The sequence below is a fragment of the Synechococcales cyanobacterium T60_A2020_003 genome, assembly GCA_015272205.1.
GTDB lineage: Bacteria > Cyanobacteriota > Cyanobacteriia > RECH01 > RECH01 > JACYMB01.
The window spans coordinates 1-16,736 of the sequence record JACYMB010000110.1; the positions used below are offsets into that span (position 1 = coordinate 1).

The following is a 16,736-nucleotide window of genomic DNA, read 5'->3' on the forward strand; positions in this document are numbered from 1 at the left end:
AGTGCCACCCGACCATCATTGAGATAGAACACGTTGCCGGGATGGGGATCGGCGTGGAAAAATCCTTCGATCAAATATTGCTGGAAGAACGCCCGAAACAACAGCGTCGAAATCGCCTTTCGCTCTGCCATCGTGTCGCCATCGTACCCGTTCCCCAAAAACTCAGCGGTCAAGATGGGCTTACCCTCAAGCCAGTCCATCACCAGCATCTTTTTCGAGGTCAGATCCCAATGGATGCCCGGAACCACAAGCTGATTCGGATCAAACCATTTACTTGTTGCTAGATTGGCTCGCAGCCGTTCCGTATACTGCGCTTCCTTGGTGAAATCTAACTCTGCTTGCAGAGCGCGGCTAAACCCATCCGCCAGATCAACAATATTGTACCGCTGACCAAAGCTCGTTCCTGAGATCAGCTTTGCCACATATTTAATGATCTCAATATCCTGTGCCACTACGCTTTCAAGGCGCGGGCGCTGTACTTTCAGGGCAACCGATCGCCCATCGCGCAACACAGCCTTATGGGTTTGGGCGATTGAGCCTGCCGCTACCGGAACGTAGCTAATCTCGGTAAACAGCTCGTCAGGAGGGGCGGGCAGATTTTGCCGGATAAAGCCCTCCATTTCCGCCGCATCTTCCGGTGGCACGTTCGACTGGAGAGCGCTAAGCGCCGTGATGTAGTCCGCAGGCAAGAGGTCAGGACGGGTGCTGAGCAATTGCCCCAGCTTGATATAGACAGGGCCGAGATCAGTCAGGATATTACGCAGGACGGCAGGGGTCGGCAGTTCTGGCTCATCGGCATTGCTGCCACTGAGTAAGCGACGCATATAGCCCCACCCCCGCCGCAGGACAACCTCAACAATCTCGGCCTCGCGGGAGGTGTACTTCGTTAGCTCTAGCACGGGATGACTCCGAGGCGCGGATTCCTACTCATCCTCAATTTTGATTTCATTCGGTGCATTAGCATCTGAATCCGATGGGGATTTGGGAGCCATCAGTACCGACCAAGCGGCATCGGCGGCCTGCCGGAGGCGATCGCCAAAATCCGTCATCTCACCCACCAATTTATCCCAGTTGGTATGGGCTTCTTTCTCAATAATCTTGAGGGATTTCTCGAGCTCACCCCGATACTTGTCCGAGGTTTCCTTAGTTTTGGCGATCGCCTCTTCTGCCTGTTTCACAGCGATCAAATAGGCTTCACGGGTATTGTTCCCCGCGGATTCGACCTCAACCTGAGCCCGCCGCTTAATGGCTTCAATGAGTTCAACCATCTTTTGTTTGACTTCATCCGAGGCTCCTGGCATCTCGTGCTCTACCAGTGCCTTCGTTTCCTCATCGACGGTCACAATTGCAGATTCGTTAGTTTGATCATCAGTCATCGTGATCCTCCTGGATGAGTAATCACAGTCTACATATGCAGCCTAGCAAGAACATCCATATATTGACAGAACTCCCGTGACAGTCTGTATCAGCGGCATCCATACCTGCTATTGCCGCAACCCGTTGTTTTTTAACTCAAAATTAGCGAATAATCCCCCGTTGTTTGTTAATTGAGCGGCGGCGGTGAAACCGATCATTGCCCATGAGAGTCCTCAATTGTAACCATTCGTTCATCATTGACAGAGCGTCTTTTGACAGAGGCCGTACCCGTTTGGGATTGGTTTTATGGTTACTTGCACTGAGGAGAACATCATGAAAACCCTATTTTCAGTCCTTTGGGCTGCCCTACTCGTATTCACGACATTTTTAGTTGCCTCGCCGGCGATCGCCGGCGATCTTGCCCATGGAGCACAGATCTTCGCCAACAATTGCGCCGCGTGTCATGCAGGCGGGGGCAATGTGGTCAACGCTGCGAAAACCCTGAAAAAAAGTGACTTAGAAGCAAACTCCATGCTGTCCCTAGACGCCATCAAAACCCAAGTGAAAAATGGAAAGATGGCGATGCCTGCGTTCAATGGCCGCTTAACCGACGCCGATATTGAGGATGTGGCAAGCTACGTTCTCGCCCAAGCGGAGAAGGGCTGGTAAGCGCTTAAACCCCAAATACGTTCAATTTCTACAGTTTGGATGCGCTGTGGGATGCAACGCATCCAAATGTGGAATGTCCGTTGGATAAATTGATCTGCAGTCGCGAGCTTGCTCCCATTTATGGATGACCAACAACATACTATGCAAAGTCTCCAACGCTTTTGGCTCCGAGCTGTTAGGGTTTTGGGCATCATCATTCTCATCGTATGGATGCTTTCATCACCAGCTTTAGCGGCTTCATCCCAGAATTCAGGAGGCACCACCCAAGGGTTGCGGCAGGGCGTAGCTGCATTTCAGGATGGAAACTATGCTGAAGCAGCCAGCTTTTTTTCGCAGGTGATTGAGCAGAAACCTGATCATGCCGTTGCCTATGGAAATCGCTGTTTGAGCTACCTTGAACTCAAACGCTACGAAAACGCGATCGCCGACTGCACGATGGCCATTGAACTCGCCTCTGATTCGACAGTTGCATTTGTCAGCGAGGCTTTCTTGAATCGGGGACTGGCTCACTATCGATCGCGTCAGATCCAGAACGCGATCGCCGACTATACACAGGTGCTTCAACAGAATGTCCACGATTACCGAGCGCTTTACAATCGGGGGTTAGCATATGCCGATTTTGGCCATTATGATGAGGCACTTCAGGACTATCATCAGGCAGTCCAGCAAACACCTATTCCCAAAGAGGCTCTAACCCTGATTCGCAATGATGAAGGCATTGCCTATCTCATGCTTGACAAGCCTATGGACGCGATCGCGGCTTTTAATCAAGCCATTCAGCTCAACACGAGTGATATCCGAGCCTTTTTCAATCGAGGGTGCGCCTATCATCGCATAGGTAAGGAACCACTAGCTCTTCATGACTTCAACCAAGTCATAGCTCTTGATCCGACCCATGCCCAAGCCTATCTTCATCGCGGCCTGATTCAAATTCACATGGGTCAAACGGAAGACGCAATCGCTAGTTTGACGGATGCCGCCCAGCAATTTCGAGCGCAGGACAACCTGGGAGCTTACGAACGAACTCAGCAGCTAATTCATCAGCTTCAATTCCCGTCCGGAGCATTTGGATAGGCGAACTTTGGAAAGTTAGTTTCGGGACTTAGCAAGATCTGATATATTTGAAAGGTTGTCAAGAAAAGTGTTGGCGCAGTCATGGCGGTTCCCAAGAAGAAAACGTCTAAATCGAAGCGCAGCATGCGGCGATCTGCTTGGAAGCATAAGGCCGCACTGCAAGCCCAAAAAGCGTTGTCGCTCGGTAAATCGGTATTGACCGGACGGTCGGAAAGCTTCGTTTATCCTCAAGCTGACGAGGACGAGGACGAAGAGTAAATCAGCGTTTCGTATATTTCATTTTGTGTAAGGCAGGGCAGACAATTGCTCTGCCTTTCTTGCATGATTAAATCAGCGCGTTATCTAGGTTTACGCTATGCTCGGAAAGTTTTTTCATAAGCCAGGGCCAGAACTGGGCGATCGCGTCCCGCCAGGACAGCATCTCGCGAAAGGATTTCCAGTACTTACGTACGGAGAAACTCCCCACATTTCAACCGACCAGTGGGAACTGAAAATCTGGGGAACCACTACCCCCCAAACCTTTTCCTGGACTGACCTGATGGCGATGCCCCAGACTCAGTTCACCGCAGATTTCCATTGCGTTACCACCTGGTCAAAACTAGACGTAGAGTGGGTTGGGGTTAAGATCACTGACTTCATGGCCAAGATTCCGGTAGATCCATCCACCATCAGCGTGATGGCGCACTGCTACGGGGGCTACACTACCAATATTCCATTTGACGACTTTATCCGCGACGAAAACTTTCTAGCCCATACGCTGTTCGGCGAACCCCTAGCCGCCGACCACGGTGGTCCTCTTCGCCTGGTTGTACCACACTTGTACGCGTGGAAAAGTGCCAAGTGGCTCAATGGGCTGGAGTTTATGGACAAAGAATCTCTAGGTTTTTGGGAACGCAACGGCTACCATCGTCGGGGCGATCCGTGGGCTGAAGAACGGTACAGCAACTAGTCCCATCCGTCATCGACTGCCCATACATTGACTACAGGCAAAAAGCCCCTCACCGAGAACATTGAAACTCCAATGGTGAGGGGCTATGACATATTCGGAATATCTAGGCATCCTGGAGCATAAATCTAACTCAGCTTCGATAGGGCTTGCTCGTACAGCACTATCGAAGCGATCGCCCCTAGTATCGGTAGCCTAATTCGCCTTAGGTTCTGACGATTGTTCGGCACTCAGAAGCCCTCGATCTACAAAATAATTATTTAAGAATGCGCTGACGAAGGATAAGACAACAGGGCCAGCAAAAAAGGCGAGTAGCCCGTGAACTGCAAATCCTGGTGCAAGCGTAGAGGCTAACCAAAAGCAAAATCCATTCACGACGTAGGCAAATAAACCTAGGGTTAAAACATTAATGGGTAGAGACAAAAGTGACAACACCGGACGAATAAACCCATTTACAAAGCCAATGGCGATCGCCGCCACTATTGCTGCGGGAAAATTGGCAATATCTACACCAGGAATGAAGTCTGTGATTAAAAGTCCCAACGCTGTGACCAAAGTCGTAATCAAAAAGCCTATCATTATGAATTCTCTCCACGTATAAACTGAACCTTGGATCTTGAGCAACCCAAGAAAAACGCCTGTAAAACTCGCGTCATACACCTATGACAATCCTATGGCAGCGCTCAAATCACTGTCATCTATCTTGAGACTTGCAACAATCTAAAAATCCATAACCTCCCATGGAATAATAGTAAATCTATACCTAAAGAGAGCTGCTAAATTTTAAAGTATCTCAGTATGATTATGTGTAGGATATGGAACATCATAATTTCTAATCCAAACGTCTAACCCAAACGCAATTTATCACCATTAACAGTTTATGAATAACGTACTTCGCATCATTCTTGGAATCCTTTTACCTCCCGTTGGCGTTTTCCTCACCTATGGCTTGAGCACAACGCTTTTAATCAACATTTTGTTGACGTTGTTGGGCTGGTTGCCAGGCAGTATTCATGCCGTTTGGGCGATCGCCAAGCAGATGGAAAAGCAGCGTGAAGAATTTCCATCTACCTAAGTTTGTAATCACGCTGTTAACCAAGATTTTCTGAGGGTGGGCAGGTGCTGTAGTGGCAATCAGCCCTAGAGCATTCAGAAGAGCTGAGTTACGGGTTCCTCACCTCCAGGGGGGCAGGGAATCCGTTTCTTTATGCATTCGCTTATGAATTGCTATCAGTCGCTGTCTAGAGTGCGGGCAACTGGCGATCGCCCCTTCTGTGGGGAATTAGCACATATCACACGGAAGAACACACGCACCACGAACGTAAATTTAGAAAAGTTTCTTAAGAAAGAACATTCGGTGATAATCTGAGAAATGGCAAGATGATGGCGATCGCGACAAGGCTGGTTAAGCCGCGCGTTGAGATCACCAAGTTCATAGCGTCTTCAAGCGTATACAGAAGCTGATCAAACGATAGGCGTAAACATGGTCACTACAGCAGAAAAGACAGTCGGATTTATCACACAAGTTATTGGTCCCGTTGTGGATGTTCAGTTCCCCAGTGGTCAACTGCCGAAAATCTACAACGCTCTTAAAATCACAGGAAAGAATCCCGGTGGCGACGACGTAAGCGTTACCTGTGAGGTGCAGCAGCTCCTCGGTGACGACCAGGTACGAACCGTTGCGATGAGTTCTACCGATGGACTTACACGGGGCATGGAAGCTGTAGATACAGGCGCACCCATTAGCGTTCCCGTTGGAACGGCAACCCTAGGACGTATCTTTAACGTTCTGGGCGAACCTGTAGACAACAAAGGGCCGGTTGGCAACGATGAAACCCTTCCAATTCACCGTGCTGCGCCCAAACTAACGGAACTGGAAACTAAACCCTCCGTATTTGAGACAGGCATCAAGGTCGTTGACCTGTTGACTCCCTATCGTCGTGGTGGAAAGATTGGCTTGTTCGGCGGTGCTGGCGTAGGCAAAACCGTCATTATGATGGAGCTGATCAACAACATCGCAACCCAGCACGGCGGTGTGTCGGTGTTTGCTGGTGTAGGTGAGCGTACCCGCGAAGGAAACGACCTCTACAACGAAATGATCGAGTCGGGTGTTATTGATAAAGACAACCCCAGCAACTCGAAGATTGCCCTGGTATACGGTCAGATGAACGAACCCCCCGGAGCCCGCATGCGCGTTGGTCTGTCGGGTCTGACCATGGCTGAGTACTTCCGCGATGTCAATAAGCAGGACGTTCTACTATTTATTGACAATATCTTCCGTTTTGTACAAGCAGGTTCTGAGGTATCTGCACTCCTAGGTCGGATGCCCTCTGCGGTAGGATACCAGCCCACCCTCGGTACAGACATGGGGGATCTGCAAGAGCGCATCACCTCCACTACCGAAGGTTCTATTACCTCCATCCAAGCGGTATACGTTCCAGCGGACGACTTGACCGACCCCGCTCCGGCAACCACCTTTGCTCACCTGGATGGAACCACCGTACTTTCTCGTAGTTTGGCCTCCAAAGGAATCTACCCTGCTGTAGATCCCCTGGGTTCTACCTCCACGATGTTACAACCCGATATCGTAGGCAGTGAGCACTATCAAACGGCGCGTGCGGTTCAGGCAACCCTCCAGCGCTATAAGGAACTTCAGGACATCATCGCCATTCTGGGTCTGGATGAACTGTCGGAAGATGACCGTCTCGTTGTAGACCGTGCGCGGAAGATTGAGCGTTTCCTGTCTCAGCCCTTCTTCGTAGCGGAAGTCTTTACGGGCGCTCCTGGGAAGTATGTGAAGCTCGAGGACACCATCAAGGGCTTCCAGCGCATTCTCAGCGGTGAACTGGATGAGTATCCTGAGCAGGCTTTTTACATGGTTGGCAGCATCGACGAAGCGATCGCCAAAGGTGAGAAGCTAAAGGCTGAAAACAAGTAAGTTGAGCCAAGGCAGAGGGGTAGTGCCTATCGCCCTACCCTCTACCTAAGGACTTCCTGAGCACACAATTTGACTGAAAAACTATGGCACTATCGGTTCAGGTCATTGCACCCGACAAGAAAGTATGGGACTCTGCGGCAGAAGAGGTGATTCTGCCAAGCACCACAGGTCAGTTGGGTATTCTAAGCGGTCACGCTCCCTTGCTTACAGCGCTGGATATCGGCGTAATGCGGGTTCGTGCGGATCGCGAGTGGGTGGCGATCGCCCTGATGGGTGGGTTCGCCGAAGTCGAAAACGATGAAGTTGTGATTCTCGTAAACGGGGCTGAGCGTGGCGACGAAATTGACCGTGAAGAGGCCCGCACAGCATTCAGTGAAGCAGAAGCACGACTGGACAAAGCGCGTGGGGCTGACAATCGCCAGGAGCAAATCCAAGCCACTCAAGCGATGAAGCGGGCTCGGGCTCGGTTTCAAGCATCAGGTGGCATGGTGCAAACCTAAGCAGGTGTCCTAGCTGCGTAAACATTTAACGCTTTGATAAAAAGACGGTGATCAGAGTTGCAAGCATTCTCTATCACCGTTTTTGTATTTACAGGGGGCATCCCTTGCGGTAGGACGACGTGCAGGGGCTCTTCCCTATTCTCCTAAGCATTTGAACGGTTGATAAGGTCGCCGCTCGGGATAGGGGCTGACAGCGATCGGTGAATCCCCCGCTGGTCAACCGTCATCACCAAGCTAATATCATGTCGGGATAAAAACCCATGATATGTTTTTGGCGCTTGCGCCGCGCCAAAAACATGTTTGGTTTTAGTGAGCATTTAAGCAGACTTGATATAAGCTGCTGATATGAGCCAATCTATGACAAATCCGCCCCTGCAAATCCGCCAGATTATTCCGCTGTTTGAATTACCTGCGGTTAACCGTAAGACGCGCATCAGTTCCTGGGACTATAAGCAGCACTACAGTTTGGCGATCGCCTTTATTCCGAATGTTGGCGATCCGGATTGTTGCGCCTTGCTCCTGAGCCTTGCCAAGCAGTACCGCACCTATCGTGATCTCGATACTGAAATTCTGGCGATCGCCCATTGCCCAACCGTCAACGAGGTCGAGCAACTGCGAACATTCGTGACAGAACACAACATCCTATTCCCGGTGCTGTGGGATACCGAGGGGCGAGTGCGCGAGGCGTATCTCGGAACGGTTCAGGCTGGCATTTTCGTGGGCGATCGCTATGGCGAACTCTACATGCAGGCGATCGCCAACCATGCTAGAGAATTACCCCAGGAAACTGAGATTCGGGAATGGGTAGAATATGTAGACATGCAGTGTGCGGAATGCTTCCCACCCCCCTGGCGATGAAGGCGATACGTTTTAAGCTCGAATGCAAACGCGAAGCCGTTTGCCCTTCAAACAAACAGCTTCGCACATTTCACGTCTGACTCTGGAAGGCGTTAGATTCCCACTAGGTTAGGCCCACCAGCTTCGCACTGAGTTCCCACAACCGCTGCGCCTTATCGTCATTAAGCGCTTCGTTTGAGAGTTCCTGGAGGAACGCCTTGCGCCCCTCTTTCTGGCGATTGCCCCAGCTCCAATACACACCTGACGGTTTATAGTCTGGGTTTGCCACCACCGTTGCGACCCGCTCCCCAGCGGTTTGCTGAGACACATAGCCTCCCGTGATGTTTTTCTGGAACCAGGGGAAGATTTTCTGGAACAGCGGGAAGTGATGGCGGAACAGGGGCGTATCGGCAACGCAACCGGGATACAGCGAACTGAAGGTAATGCCCGTTTCATCGTGATAGCGACGGTGCAGTTCACGCATGGTTAAGACATTACACAGCTTGCTGTCTTTATAGGCTTTACCCGACTTAAAGCTCTTGCCATCAATCATGGCAATGGGGGCTTTGAAGCCAGCGGCTAGGCCATCCATATTCCCTAGATCCGGTGGAGCCGGAATCGGGATCTTGCCGCCCAATTCCTTCGGGTTCGCGGTGACGGTTCCCAAGATGACTAAGCGCTTATCCGCCGCAGGCGATTTTTTGAGGTCTTCCAGCATGAGGTTACACAGCAGGAAATGCCCCAGATGGTTCGTTGCAACACTCAGTTCATAACCATCCTCGCTGCGGAGGGGTTCTTTTTCCAACGGGAGATAGACAGCGGCGTTGCACACCAAAGATTCCAGCGATCGCCCAGTTGCGCGAAACTTATCCACAAACTGACGCACACTCGCTAAAGACGCTAAATCCAGAGGCAGGATCATATAACTGTCCTCCGGCATTCCAATACTTCTAGCCGCGTTTTGAGCTTTTTCAAGATTACGGCACGCCATGATCACATACCATCCCCGATCGGCAAGTGCCTTTGCAGCATTCAAACCGACCCCAGAGGAGGCTCCTGTGATCACAACTGTAGGTTTTTGCTGTGGTTCCATTCGGTTTCAGGCTCCGTTGATCACCATTGACTGACTCGTAGGATCGAATATTACATTACGGTGTTGACTTAAATGAGAAATGCTAAGTTTTCTAGCGAAAATGGTTACAAACCTAGATTGTTGTCAAGGCTGCCTATAGATACAGTCCCCGGTCAAGCCATCGATTCTTAACACAGGCTGTCCTGATCCGGCTACCCCCACCTGGAATACCTGGATATGTAATCGTCTCTGCCTGCTCACACGCTATCCACGACATTCATCGAGGGGGCAGATAGAGCGTCTAGTAATAAAACGCTGGGGACACCTTGAAGAAGCTGCACTGGTTAAATCTAGCAGAGTATGCGTCCGCCGCTGGACTTGGCGCAGGGGCGATCGCATCCGTTGTGTTTCAAAAAATGCTGTACGTCTATGCCCCCCTTAGTTTTTGGGTAGTGCTGAGCTTAGTCAATCGGCGCCGGTTCGAAGAATGGACAGAACACACCAACGCCGTCACCTTGAGCGAACTAAACCGCAAAATTGCCAAAAACGTTGAGCTGCTTAATCAGCAGATTCAGGGCTTACCCACTGCAGAAACAATGGGAAATATGCGTAAATCCTTACTGCGAAAGGATCGCGAAAATATGGAGAAGATCGCCGCAGAAATCCGGAAATTACGATATGAAACCCAGCAGCGTCTGATTGCGGTCGAAAAGCACAACATCGAACTGGCGCGGGATGAGTTTGACCGTTTGAAGCTCCAATACAGCAGCTTATCTGAATCCTTGGGTAAAGTGACGGGTCAAATGCATCGCCTGTCCGAAGTGGTTGGGGTGGACGGTCTGGAAACAGATATTGCCTACCTCAAGACAGAAGTCTCCCACCTTCAAGTGAATCTGCAAAAACTCACGGATCACATGAAGCCCACCCTGGCGTCGGTTCAAGATCAGGTGAATGTCTTAAATCGACAATTTCAAAAACTTCCCCCTCCCTTTGATGCCACGGCGCTAAAGGAAGAAGTCAACGAACTCGTGAAAGTGGTATCTGACCTCGTACCCCGCCGCGAGTGGAATGCGGTGGTTCGAGATATTCAAGCCATTCACCACCAGCAAGAATCCAGCAGTGACGTCACTCAAAAACTGCGCCAAGAGCTTCAAAACTTACAAGCCAAGGTGCAGGCTGATCCCGGCACCGATCTGCGCTACATTCAGGTGCAAATCAATCGCTTAGACCAAAGGCTGCGGCAGTTGCCCCCTCCTTTTGATGCGACGGAGTTGGTGCACACCGTCGAAACGCTGTCGAAACAAGTCCAGGGCTTGTCCTCTCAACCTGCGATCGCCCGCCTCGCCGATCAACTGAAATCCCTCCAGCGATCCCAAAAGGAACAGGCCGAAGTTTGCGATCGCCTCCGGATTCACCTGCACGATTTGCAAAACCAACTTCATGCAGTGCCGGAGATGCCACAGCTTCAGCACAAAATCGAAGCAGTGCTCCAACAGCGCATGGACGGGTTAGGGCGTCATTTACAACAGCACCTGTACGCCTACGCTCAGTCAATCGCCATGACACCCGGCCATCGACTCTCCAAAGGAACGCTTGCGTTTGCGGAGTGGCTGGGATATCCCGACGACCGCGCTAATGTCGTGGATGCTCCCATTCGCACCGAAGCCGAGTTTCAAACGCGCATTGCCGATATCCTCCAACGCAAGCTAGCGGAGCTGAGCGATCAACTGGATACCTTTTCAGATCTATCCGCTGCCGAATTAGCAGAACTGCCGCTCTATGAATTTGTGTTTGATGTTGATCCCGGTGCATCTGGAGTCGAGCAGCGAGGGGATGCGATCGCCAACTCGATGGCGGTTCTCGATGAAGCCTTAGAGCAGGCTCAAGAGCGCTTAATTTTGGTCTGGCCGTGGTCGCGGCAAGGCGAGTTAGACGCCACCCTGCTCCATAAACTGCAAACTCTATTGAGCCGGGGTTGCGAGGTCAGCATTGGCTGGTGTCATCGGGTCAATCGTGAAGAATCCCGGTTCCTCAGCAGTATTAATCGGCGTTGGTCGATCAACCCGCTGGAGCAAGGAGCACTCCAGAACACCCTGCAAGCGCTGCTGAGTCTAAAACGCGTCCACTCTGACCATTTCCATTTCAAAATCTTGGGAACGTTGGAGAATTTCCTGGTCTGTGATCAGCGCTATGCCATTTTGGGGGTCGATCATGTCTTGGTGAAGCGCAACGTATTTCCCAACCTGGAACTCAAGCTTCGCACCAGCGATCAGGACATCATTCAGCGGTTAATTGACCGCTTCGATCGCCTCGATTTAGATCCACAGGACATCGCAGCCTACTGGAATCGAGCTGTCACCCGTTACGACCTCGGCGATAAGCAGGGAGCCTTAGACGATTTCAATCACATCATCGCCGCAACTCCAGACGATGCCACCGCTTACAACTATCGCGGTACCGTCCGGTATGACGTGGGCGATCGCCGGGGTGCAGTCGAGGACTTCGATCGCTCCATTCAGCTCAATCCCCAACAGGAAGATGCCTACTGCAACCGAGGACTGATTCGAGCGGAGTTAAAAGCCTTCAAAGAGGCGATCGCCGACTACAACCTCGCCATCTGGACAACACCTGACCTCGCCATTGCCTACTTTTACCGGGGCATAGCCTATCAAAAGCTGCGTAACTATGCCAATGCGATCGCCGATTTTACCGATGCGATCCGGCTTGCACCAGATGCCGCTGCCGCGTATTACCATCGGGGTATCCTATGCCAGCAAACCGGAGACCGAGCTACGGCGATCGCGGATTTTGCCCAAGCGGCTCAGCTATTCCACGCCCGTGGCAGCAGCACCAATGCTCAACGAGCGCTTCAACACCTGCGCCAACTTCAGCAAACGTCGCAAACCGCGTCCTAAATTTGAAGGAATACCAAACCTAGCTGAAATCAAGCCGTTTCCCGTGTAGAACTAGATAGGTAGCGTCTGGGCGTTACGAGTAGCAATCTACGATTTGGATCTTGCACTGAGTGAGAGTCCAAACCGACAACGTTGAGTAGGCATTGTGGATCACGAGGAAATTTATAAGCTAGGTGCGTCTTTGCGCCCCATTAATACCCAAATGTTAAAACCGGGTCGTGTTTGGTTTTACGGCGGTGAGGCATACTTCGATATCTTCTTTGAGCTATCCCAGAATGAGATTGACTGGTTTCAGCTTACTCTGCGGGGGCGATCGCTCACCTGGAATGCAGGCGATCGCACGATTCAAACCGGGATCACCAACGAGTTAGTGGTTCCGGACGTATCCTACTACTCGGCCAGTAAAACCATTGATGACGATCCGGCTTCTGATCAAGACTTTATTGCCCTAACGAAGGAAATCCTCAAAACCCGACCCGATCAGCCCCTATTTCGACAAATGCTGCACCTACTCGACCAGTCAGCCTAGAGATCGCTGTTAGGTGCCTTATCGCGCTGCCCTAAACAGACGCTGGAGGCGAATTTTGTTCGATACGTAAAAAGGAACTTGGTAGTACTCCGCCAGCATCCATCCCACCATTGCCAAGTGCAATCCAAAGGCAGACACCGCCCATAGCGTCGAGAACTGCGCCCACGGACTATCCGGCAAAGGCGGAAACACGTAGGCCGCTATCCAGACAATCAACGCTGGAAAGACCACTAAACCACCGCATAGAATCCAAATCAACACAGAAAGCTGCTGATCGTCATGGTAGGCCGCCACCCATTTGCGTCCGTTCCAACGCCAAGACATCGGCTGCGAACTGTCTACGACCTGAATACTTTGGCTGGATAGGTTCAAGGTAAAAATATGGCGACAAAAATCGCAGGCCATCGCCTCCATGAGTGGCAATTCCGCAATATGTCCATGTCGGCACGCCGGACAGCGATAGGTGCCATCGTAGCGGAGTGGACGCGTCTTCTTTTCATGCTCAGGACGCTTAATAGTCCACGATGATGCGGACTCTGGGAAAAACTTGACCATACCACTACCTGAAACCCTAGAGGCTACCAACCAGGGCTGGAGGATTGCTGCCAACCGTGCGCTGATACTCCAGACCGTCTTGCTCTAGGATAACAAGGACATCTCCACTCGGCTGCGGGATGATTCGCTTAATTAACACATCGCCATTTCCTAGATACTCGCCCACCCGTGCTGGACGGGATGTCAGTTCTCCGGGCACGAAGACGATCAAGCTGGCTGCTCCACCAACGTCTAAAAATCCGCTAATTTCGATCGTTTCCGCTAAGGGCTTTTGCACCGGAAGAGATTGCACTGGAGCATTCAGCGGTGCTGGGGCAGGCAGAGCCGATACCGATACCGAGGGCAACGGAGCAGCGGGGGCTGTCGGTAAAATGGGTACGGTCGGCAATGGCGGCGCAGAAGAGGCTGGCCGTGCAGTCACCACAACATTGGTCGGGGGCAGGGGCGCAAACGGGTCAGAGCGACCGGGCGAAGCCGCCAGCGCTGCGACCTGATTGCTCGATGAGGTGGGCGGAATGAGCTGAGGGGTCGGCAGTTTCGGAGGAACCGTTGAAGTCTGCGAGGACACCATACTCTCGCTAAATGGGGGTTGGGCAGATGGCTTAATCGCTGGAGCGATCGCCACGGTGGGAAGCTCAGGCGATGGATCCAGACTTACTGAATCTGAGGTCTGCGATCCACAAGCTGCAATCACGAAAAGTATGCCGAACGCTGAAACACCCAAAGAACACTGGCGCAGTTGCCCAAAATGATGTGTCATCCCCATATCCACCACCGAGAACTCTTCACCCATTCAGGATAACGGCGATCGCCATTTGTGGCGCACTATGTCCGAAAAAATTGGCTTAAAAACCCTATGCCTAGCGCGACCCCGAAGCGACTCGTTTCTCTTTCTGAATCGTTAACAGTTGGTTGAGTAAAGCATCGACTTCGGCTTGGAGGCACAGCAATTCAGCCTGGTGTTTGGGACGATAGGGCAAACGCGGCGTAGAGTCTGTGACCCGAATGGGACAGGACGACGGTGCAATAAGGCGATCAGCAATCGGTGGCGTCTTGGGGTTAAACGAATTTGGAATAGTTACACTTGCGGCTTCGGATGAAGGGACAACCGATAGCGCAGGTTTCGCAATCACAGAGGATGGGGACATTAGAACTGGTGTTGTCATTTCACTCACTCACACACGCAGGTATTGGACCTGAGGTTTGGTTTGATCTTAGTGAGTCGCTATCTCGATCCCGTTTGGGGTGTGTCGGTTTTTCAACTCTGGACAAGTGGCACAGCTTCGAAATGGTAATGATTACGATCGCAGGCCTAGGTTTAAGGGTGGGCGATCGCCCTTCGCCACTGGACAGCGCACAATGGTAGCGTCTCAGATTGGGCAAATGGGGCTTCCGTTGAGGATCTTCACTCCAGATCTACCTAAATCCTGCAACTTTTGAAGGGCGATCGCCCTTAACCCAGATTCCCACAACCAGAATTCAGGCTAAAGGAATCGGAGGGAGGGGAATATCCAGGATAAACTGAAGAATGGCTCTAAACGCTTAGAGCTTGTCATAACGCTAATTCGGTCTAGATTGCTGTGATGGTACCTGCCGCCCGTTCTCACTCGTCTGCTGTGTCGCCTGCCGTACAAGGCTGGCCAGGGTTAATTGAAGCCTATCGCTCCTACTTACCCGTCAGCGATAAAACCCCTGTTATCACCTTGTTAGAAGGCAACACGCCACTCATTCCTGTGCCTGCGATCGCTGCTGAAATTGGGCGGCAGGTATCGGTGTATGTCAAATTTGATGGCCTGAATCCCACTGGAAGCTTCAAAGATCGCGGGATGACGATGGCGGTCTCCAAGGCCAAGGAAGAGGGAGCCAAAGCAGTGGTCTGCGCCAGCACGGGTAATACCTCAGCGGCGGCGGCGGCCTATGCCCGTCGGGGAGGCTTGAAGGCGTTTGTGTTGATTCCCGATGGCTATGTCGCCCTGGGCAAACTCGCCCAGGCGTTGCTGTACGGCGCAGACGTGATTGCGATTAAAGGCAACTTTGACCAAACCTTAGAGATTGTCCGCGAGGTGGCGGAGCAGTATCCGATTACGCTCGTCAATTCGGTGAATCCCTATCGCTTAGAGGGGCAGAAGACTGCGGCGTTTGAGATTGTGGATGTGCTGGGTGATGCCCCCGATTGGCTCTGCATTCCGGTGGGCAATGCGGGGAATATCTCGGCCTACTGGATGGGCTTTTGTGAATACCATCAGGAGGGACAGTGCGATCGTCTGCCTCGGATGATGGGCTTCCAGGCGGCTGGAGCTTCGCCCCTAGTGTCTGGACACCCTGTAAGCCATCCAGAAACGATCGCCACCGCCATTCGCATTGGTAATCCCGCCAGTTGGCAAAAGGCGATCGCCGTTCGGGATGCCAGTCAGGGGCAGTTCAATGCCGTCACCGATGACGAAATTCTGCACGCCTACCGACTACTGGCCTCACAGGAAGGCATTTTCTGTGAGCCTGCCAGTGCGTCCTCTGTGGCGGGACTCCTCAAGGTGAAAGATCAGGTTCCATCGGGAGCGACGGTCGTCTGTGTGGTAACGGGTAACGGCCTTAAAGATCCAGACACTGCCATTAAGCACTGCGATAATGAAGTGAGTCCCGGCATCGACCCTAGCCTAGCGGCGGTAGCTCAGGCCATGGGGTTTTAGGATTATCGTTTTGCTCCGATGCTGCAGAGGCAGAACTAGGCGACGAATCCGGAGGGGTAGTCGCCCCATTTTTGAGGCGTTCTTTTGATAAGGTATCCACCGCATCCCCCAAGGCTGTAGTCAGGCTATTGCGGGTCTGCACATGGTCAGCCCGTTCAGTTCGTAACGCTTGGGTGAGGCGATCGCACTCAATGAGGGCTTGGGCGAGCCGTTGCCGCAATTCCTCCACCGATAAGGATTGCAGTTCTGCTTGCAGATCGCCGAGGGTGGCATTGCTATAGTCCGTGGCGTAGCGCCGATCCTGACGGTGATCCAACTCCGCTTGGAGCATCTCAAGTTGCTGTCGAGCGAGCTTGGCATCGGTGCGCCGCTGCTTTGCCTCGGTTTCGTACAAGTCTCGCCAATTTGAGGCACTTTTATAGGCTTGATCTCGCTCCCGGTGCGCCTCCTCTAACTGATTTTTGAGACTGCGAATTTCGTTAAGCCACTGGCGAACGTCCTGAGTCATTGCGCTAGTCCTGCATCGCTACGGTCGGGGTCGGGTTAAGCAGAGTTGCTTTCATCATAGATAAAAATGTACTAGAAATACGCCCAACTTGGATTTCAAGCTGTCCAGACCCTATTTTGAGCCAAGGAGGATGCCCAAACCGCTTGACTC

The 16,736-nt window shown here is 51.9% G+C and carries 19 protein-coding genes; 11 read left to right on the forward strand and 8 right to left on the reverse strand.

Annotated elements, in window-relative coordinates; all coding sequences use genetic code 11:
- Positions 1-824: AarF/ABC1/UbiB kinase family protein (locus IGR76_05640; GenBank protein ID MBF2077999.1), on the reverse strand; the 824-nt coding region annotated here is incomplete at its 3' end.
- A gap of 99 nt (positions 825-923) precedes the next feature.
- Positions 924-1,376, reverse strand: a complete 453-nt coding sequence (locus IGR76_05645) for a hypothetical protein (GenBank protein ID MBF2078000.1) — start codon at positions 1,374-1,376, stop codon at positions 924-926.
- A 313-nt stretch (positions 1,377-1,689) separates the two neighbouring features.
- Here IGR76_05645 and IGR76_05650 point away from each other — a divergent pair, with 313 nt between their 5' ends.
- The 4 genes from IGR76_05650 to IGR76_05665 all read left to right on the forward strand — a co-directional run bounded on the left by IGR76_05650 (position 1,690) and on the right by IGR76_05665 (position 4,048).
- Positions 1,690-2,025 carry a c-type cytochrome gene (locus IGR76_05650; protein MBF2078001.1) on the forward strand — a complete coding sequence of 112 codons (336 nt, stop codon included), beginning with the start codon at positions 1,690-1,692 and terminating at the stop codon, positions 2,023-2,025.
- 141 nt (positions 2,026-2,166) lie between these two features.
- Complete coding sequence (locus IGR76_05655; GenBank protein ID MBF2078002.1) at positions 2,167-3,099, forward strand: tetratricopeptide repeat protein; 933 nt, start codon at positions 2,167-2,169, stop codon at positions 3,097-3,099.
- An 81-nt stretch (positions 3,100-3,180) separates the two neighbouring features.
- Positions 3,181-3,357, forward strand: a complete 177-nt coding sequence (locus IGR76_05660) for a 50S ribosomal protein L32 (protein MBF2078003.1) — start codon at positions 3,181-3,183, stop codon at positions 3,355-3,357.
- Between the two features lie 97 nt (positions 3,358-3,454).
- A complete protein-coding gene (locus IGR76_05665; protein MBF2078004.1) occupies positions 3,455-4,048 on the forward strand; it encodes a sulfite oxidase-like oxidoreductase in 594 nt (197 codons plus the stop codon).
- Between the two features lie 192 nt (positions 4,049-4,240).
- Here the strand turns inward: IGR76_05665 and IGR76_05670 are convergent, their stop codons facing one another.
- A complete protein-coding gene (locus tag IGR76_05670; GenBank protein ID MBF2078005.1) occupies positions 4,241-4,624 on the reverse strand; it encodes a phage holin family protein in 384 nt (127 codons plus the stop codon).
- Positions 4,625-4,925: 301 nt separating this feature from the next.
- Between IGR76_05670 and IGR76_05675 the strand changes: the two genes are divergently transcribed.
- From IGR76_05675 to IGR76_05690, 4 genes are all read left to right on the forward strand, one after another.
- A complete protein-coding gene (locus IGR76_05675; GenBank protein ID MBF2078006.1) occupies positions 4,926-5,120 on the forward strand; it encodes a YqaE/Pmp3 family membrane protein in 195 nt (64 codons plus the stop codon).
- Positions 5,121-5,528: 408 nt separating this feature from the next.
- Positions 5,529-6,983, forward strand: coding sequence for a F0F1 ATP synthase subunit beta (gene atpD, locus IGR76_05680; GenBank protein ID MBF2078007.1), 1,455 nt, complete (start codon positions 5,529-5,531; stop codon positions 6,981-6,983).
- A gap of 83 nt (positions 6,984-7,066) precedes the next feature.
- Positions 7,067-7,483 carry a F0F1 ATP synthase subunit epsilon gene (locus tag IGR76_05685; GenBank protein ID MBF2078008.1) on the forward strand — a complete coding sequence of 139 codons (417 nt, stop codon included), beginning with the start codon at positions 7,067-7,069 and terminating at the stop codon, positions 7,481-7,483.
- A 357-nt stretch (positions 7,484-7,840) separates the two neighbouring features.
- Positions 7,841-8,341, forward strand: coding sequence for a redoxin domain-containing protein (locus IGR76_05690; GenBank protein MBF2078009.1), 501 nt, complete (start codon positions 7,841-7,843; stop codon positions 8,339-8,341).
- Positions 8,342-8,444: 103 nt separating this feature from the next.
- Here IGR76_05690 and IGR76_05695 read toward each other — a convergent pair whose 3' ends face one another.
- A complete protein-coding gene (locus tag IGR76_05695; GenBank protein MBF2078010.1) occupies positions 8,445-9,413 on the reverse strand; it encodes a protochlorophyllide reductase in 969 nt (322 codons plus the stop codon).
- Positions 9,414-9,718: 305 nt separating this feature from the next.
- Here IGR76_05695 and IGR76_05700 point away from each other — a divergent pair, with 305 nt between their 5' ends.
- Positions 9,719-12,307, forward strand: a complete 2,589-nt coding sequence (locus IGR76_05700) for a tetratricopeptide repeat protein (protein MBF2078011.1) — start codon at positions 9,719-9,721, stop codon at positions 12,305-12,307.
- A 142-nt stretch (positions 12,308-12,449) separates the two neighbouring features.
- Positions 12,450-12,836 (forward strand): hypothetical protein, encoded by a 387-nt coding sequence (locus IGR76_05705; GenBank protein ID MBF2078012.1) that lies wholly within the window; start codon positions 12,450-12,452, stop codon positions 12,834-12,836.
- An 18-nt stretch (positions 12,837-12,854) separates the two neighbouring features.
- Here the strand turns inward: IGR76_05705 and IGR76_05710 are convergent, their stop codons facing one another.
- From IGR76_05710 to IGR76_05720, 3 genes are all read right to left on the reverse strand, one after another.
- Positions 12,855-13,352 (reverse strand): hypothetical protein, encoded by a 498-nt coding sequence (locus IGR76_05710; protein ID MBF2078013.1) that lies wholly within the window; start codon positions 13,350-13,352, stop codon positions 12,855-12,857.
- A 55-nt stretch (positions 13,353-13,407) separates the two neighbouring features.
- Complete coding sequence (locus tag IGR76_05715; GenBank protein MBF2078014.1) at positions 13,408-14,151, reverse strand: hypothetical protein; 744 nt, start codon at positions 14,149-14,151, stop codon at positions 13,408-13,410.
- Between the two features lie 100 nt (positions 14,152-14,251).
- Positions 14,252-14,557 (reverse strand): hypothetical protein, encoded by a 306-nt coding sequence (locus IGR76_05720; GenBank protein MBF2078015.1) that lies wholly within the window; start codon positions 14,555-14,557, stop codon positions 14,252-14,254.
- 417 nt (positions 14,558-14,974) lie between these two features.
- On the opposite strand from IGR76_05720, the gene IGR76_05725 reads away from it, so the two are divergent.
- Complete coding sequence (locus IGR76_05725) at positions 14,975-16,078, forward strand: threonine synthase (protein ID MBF2078016.1); 1,104 nt, start codon at positions 14,975-14,977, stop codon at positions 16,076-16,078.
- On the opposite strand, the gene IGR76_05730 is transcribed toward IGR76_05725, so the two are convergent.
- Positions 16,041-16,586, reverse strand: a complete 546-nt coding sequence (locus IGR76_05730) for a hypothetical protein (protein MBF2078017.1) — start codon at positions 16,584-16,586, stop codon at positions 16,041-16,043. The genes IGR76_05725 and IGR76_05730 overlap by 38 nt on opposite strands.
- Between the last annotated feature and the right edge of the window lie 150 nt (positions 16,587-16,736).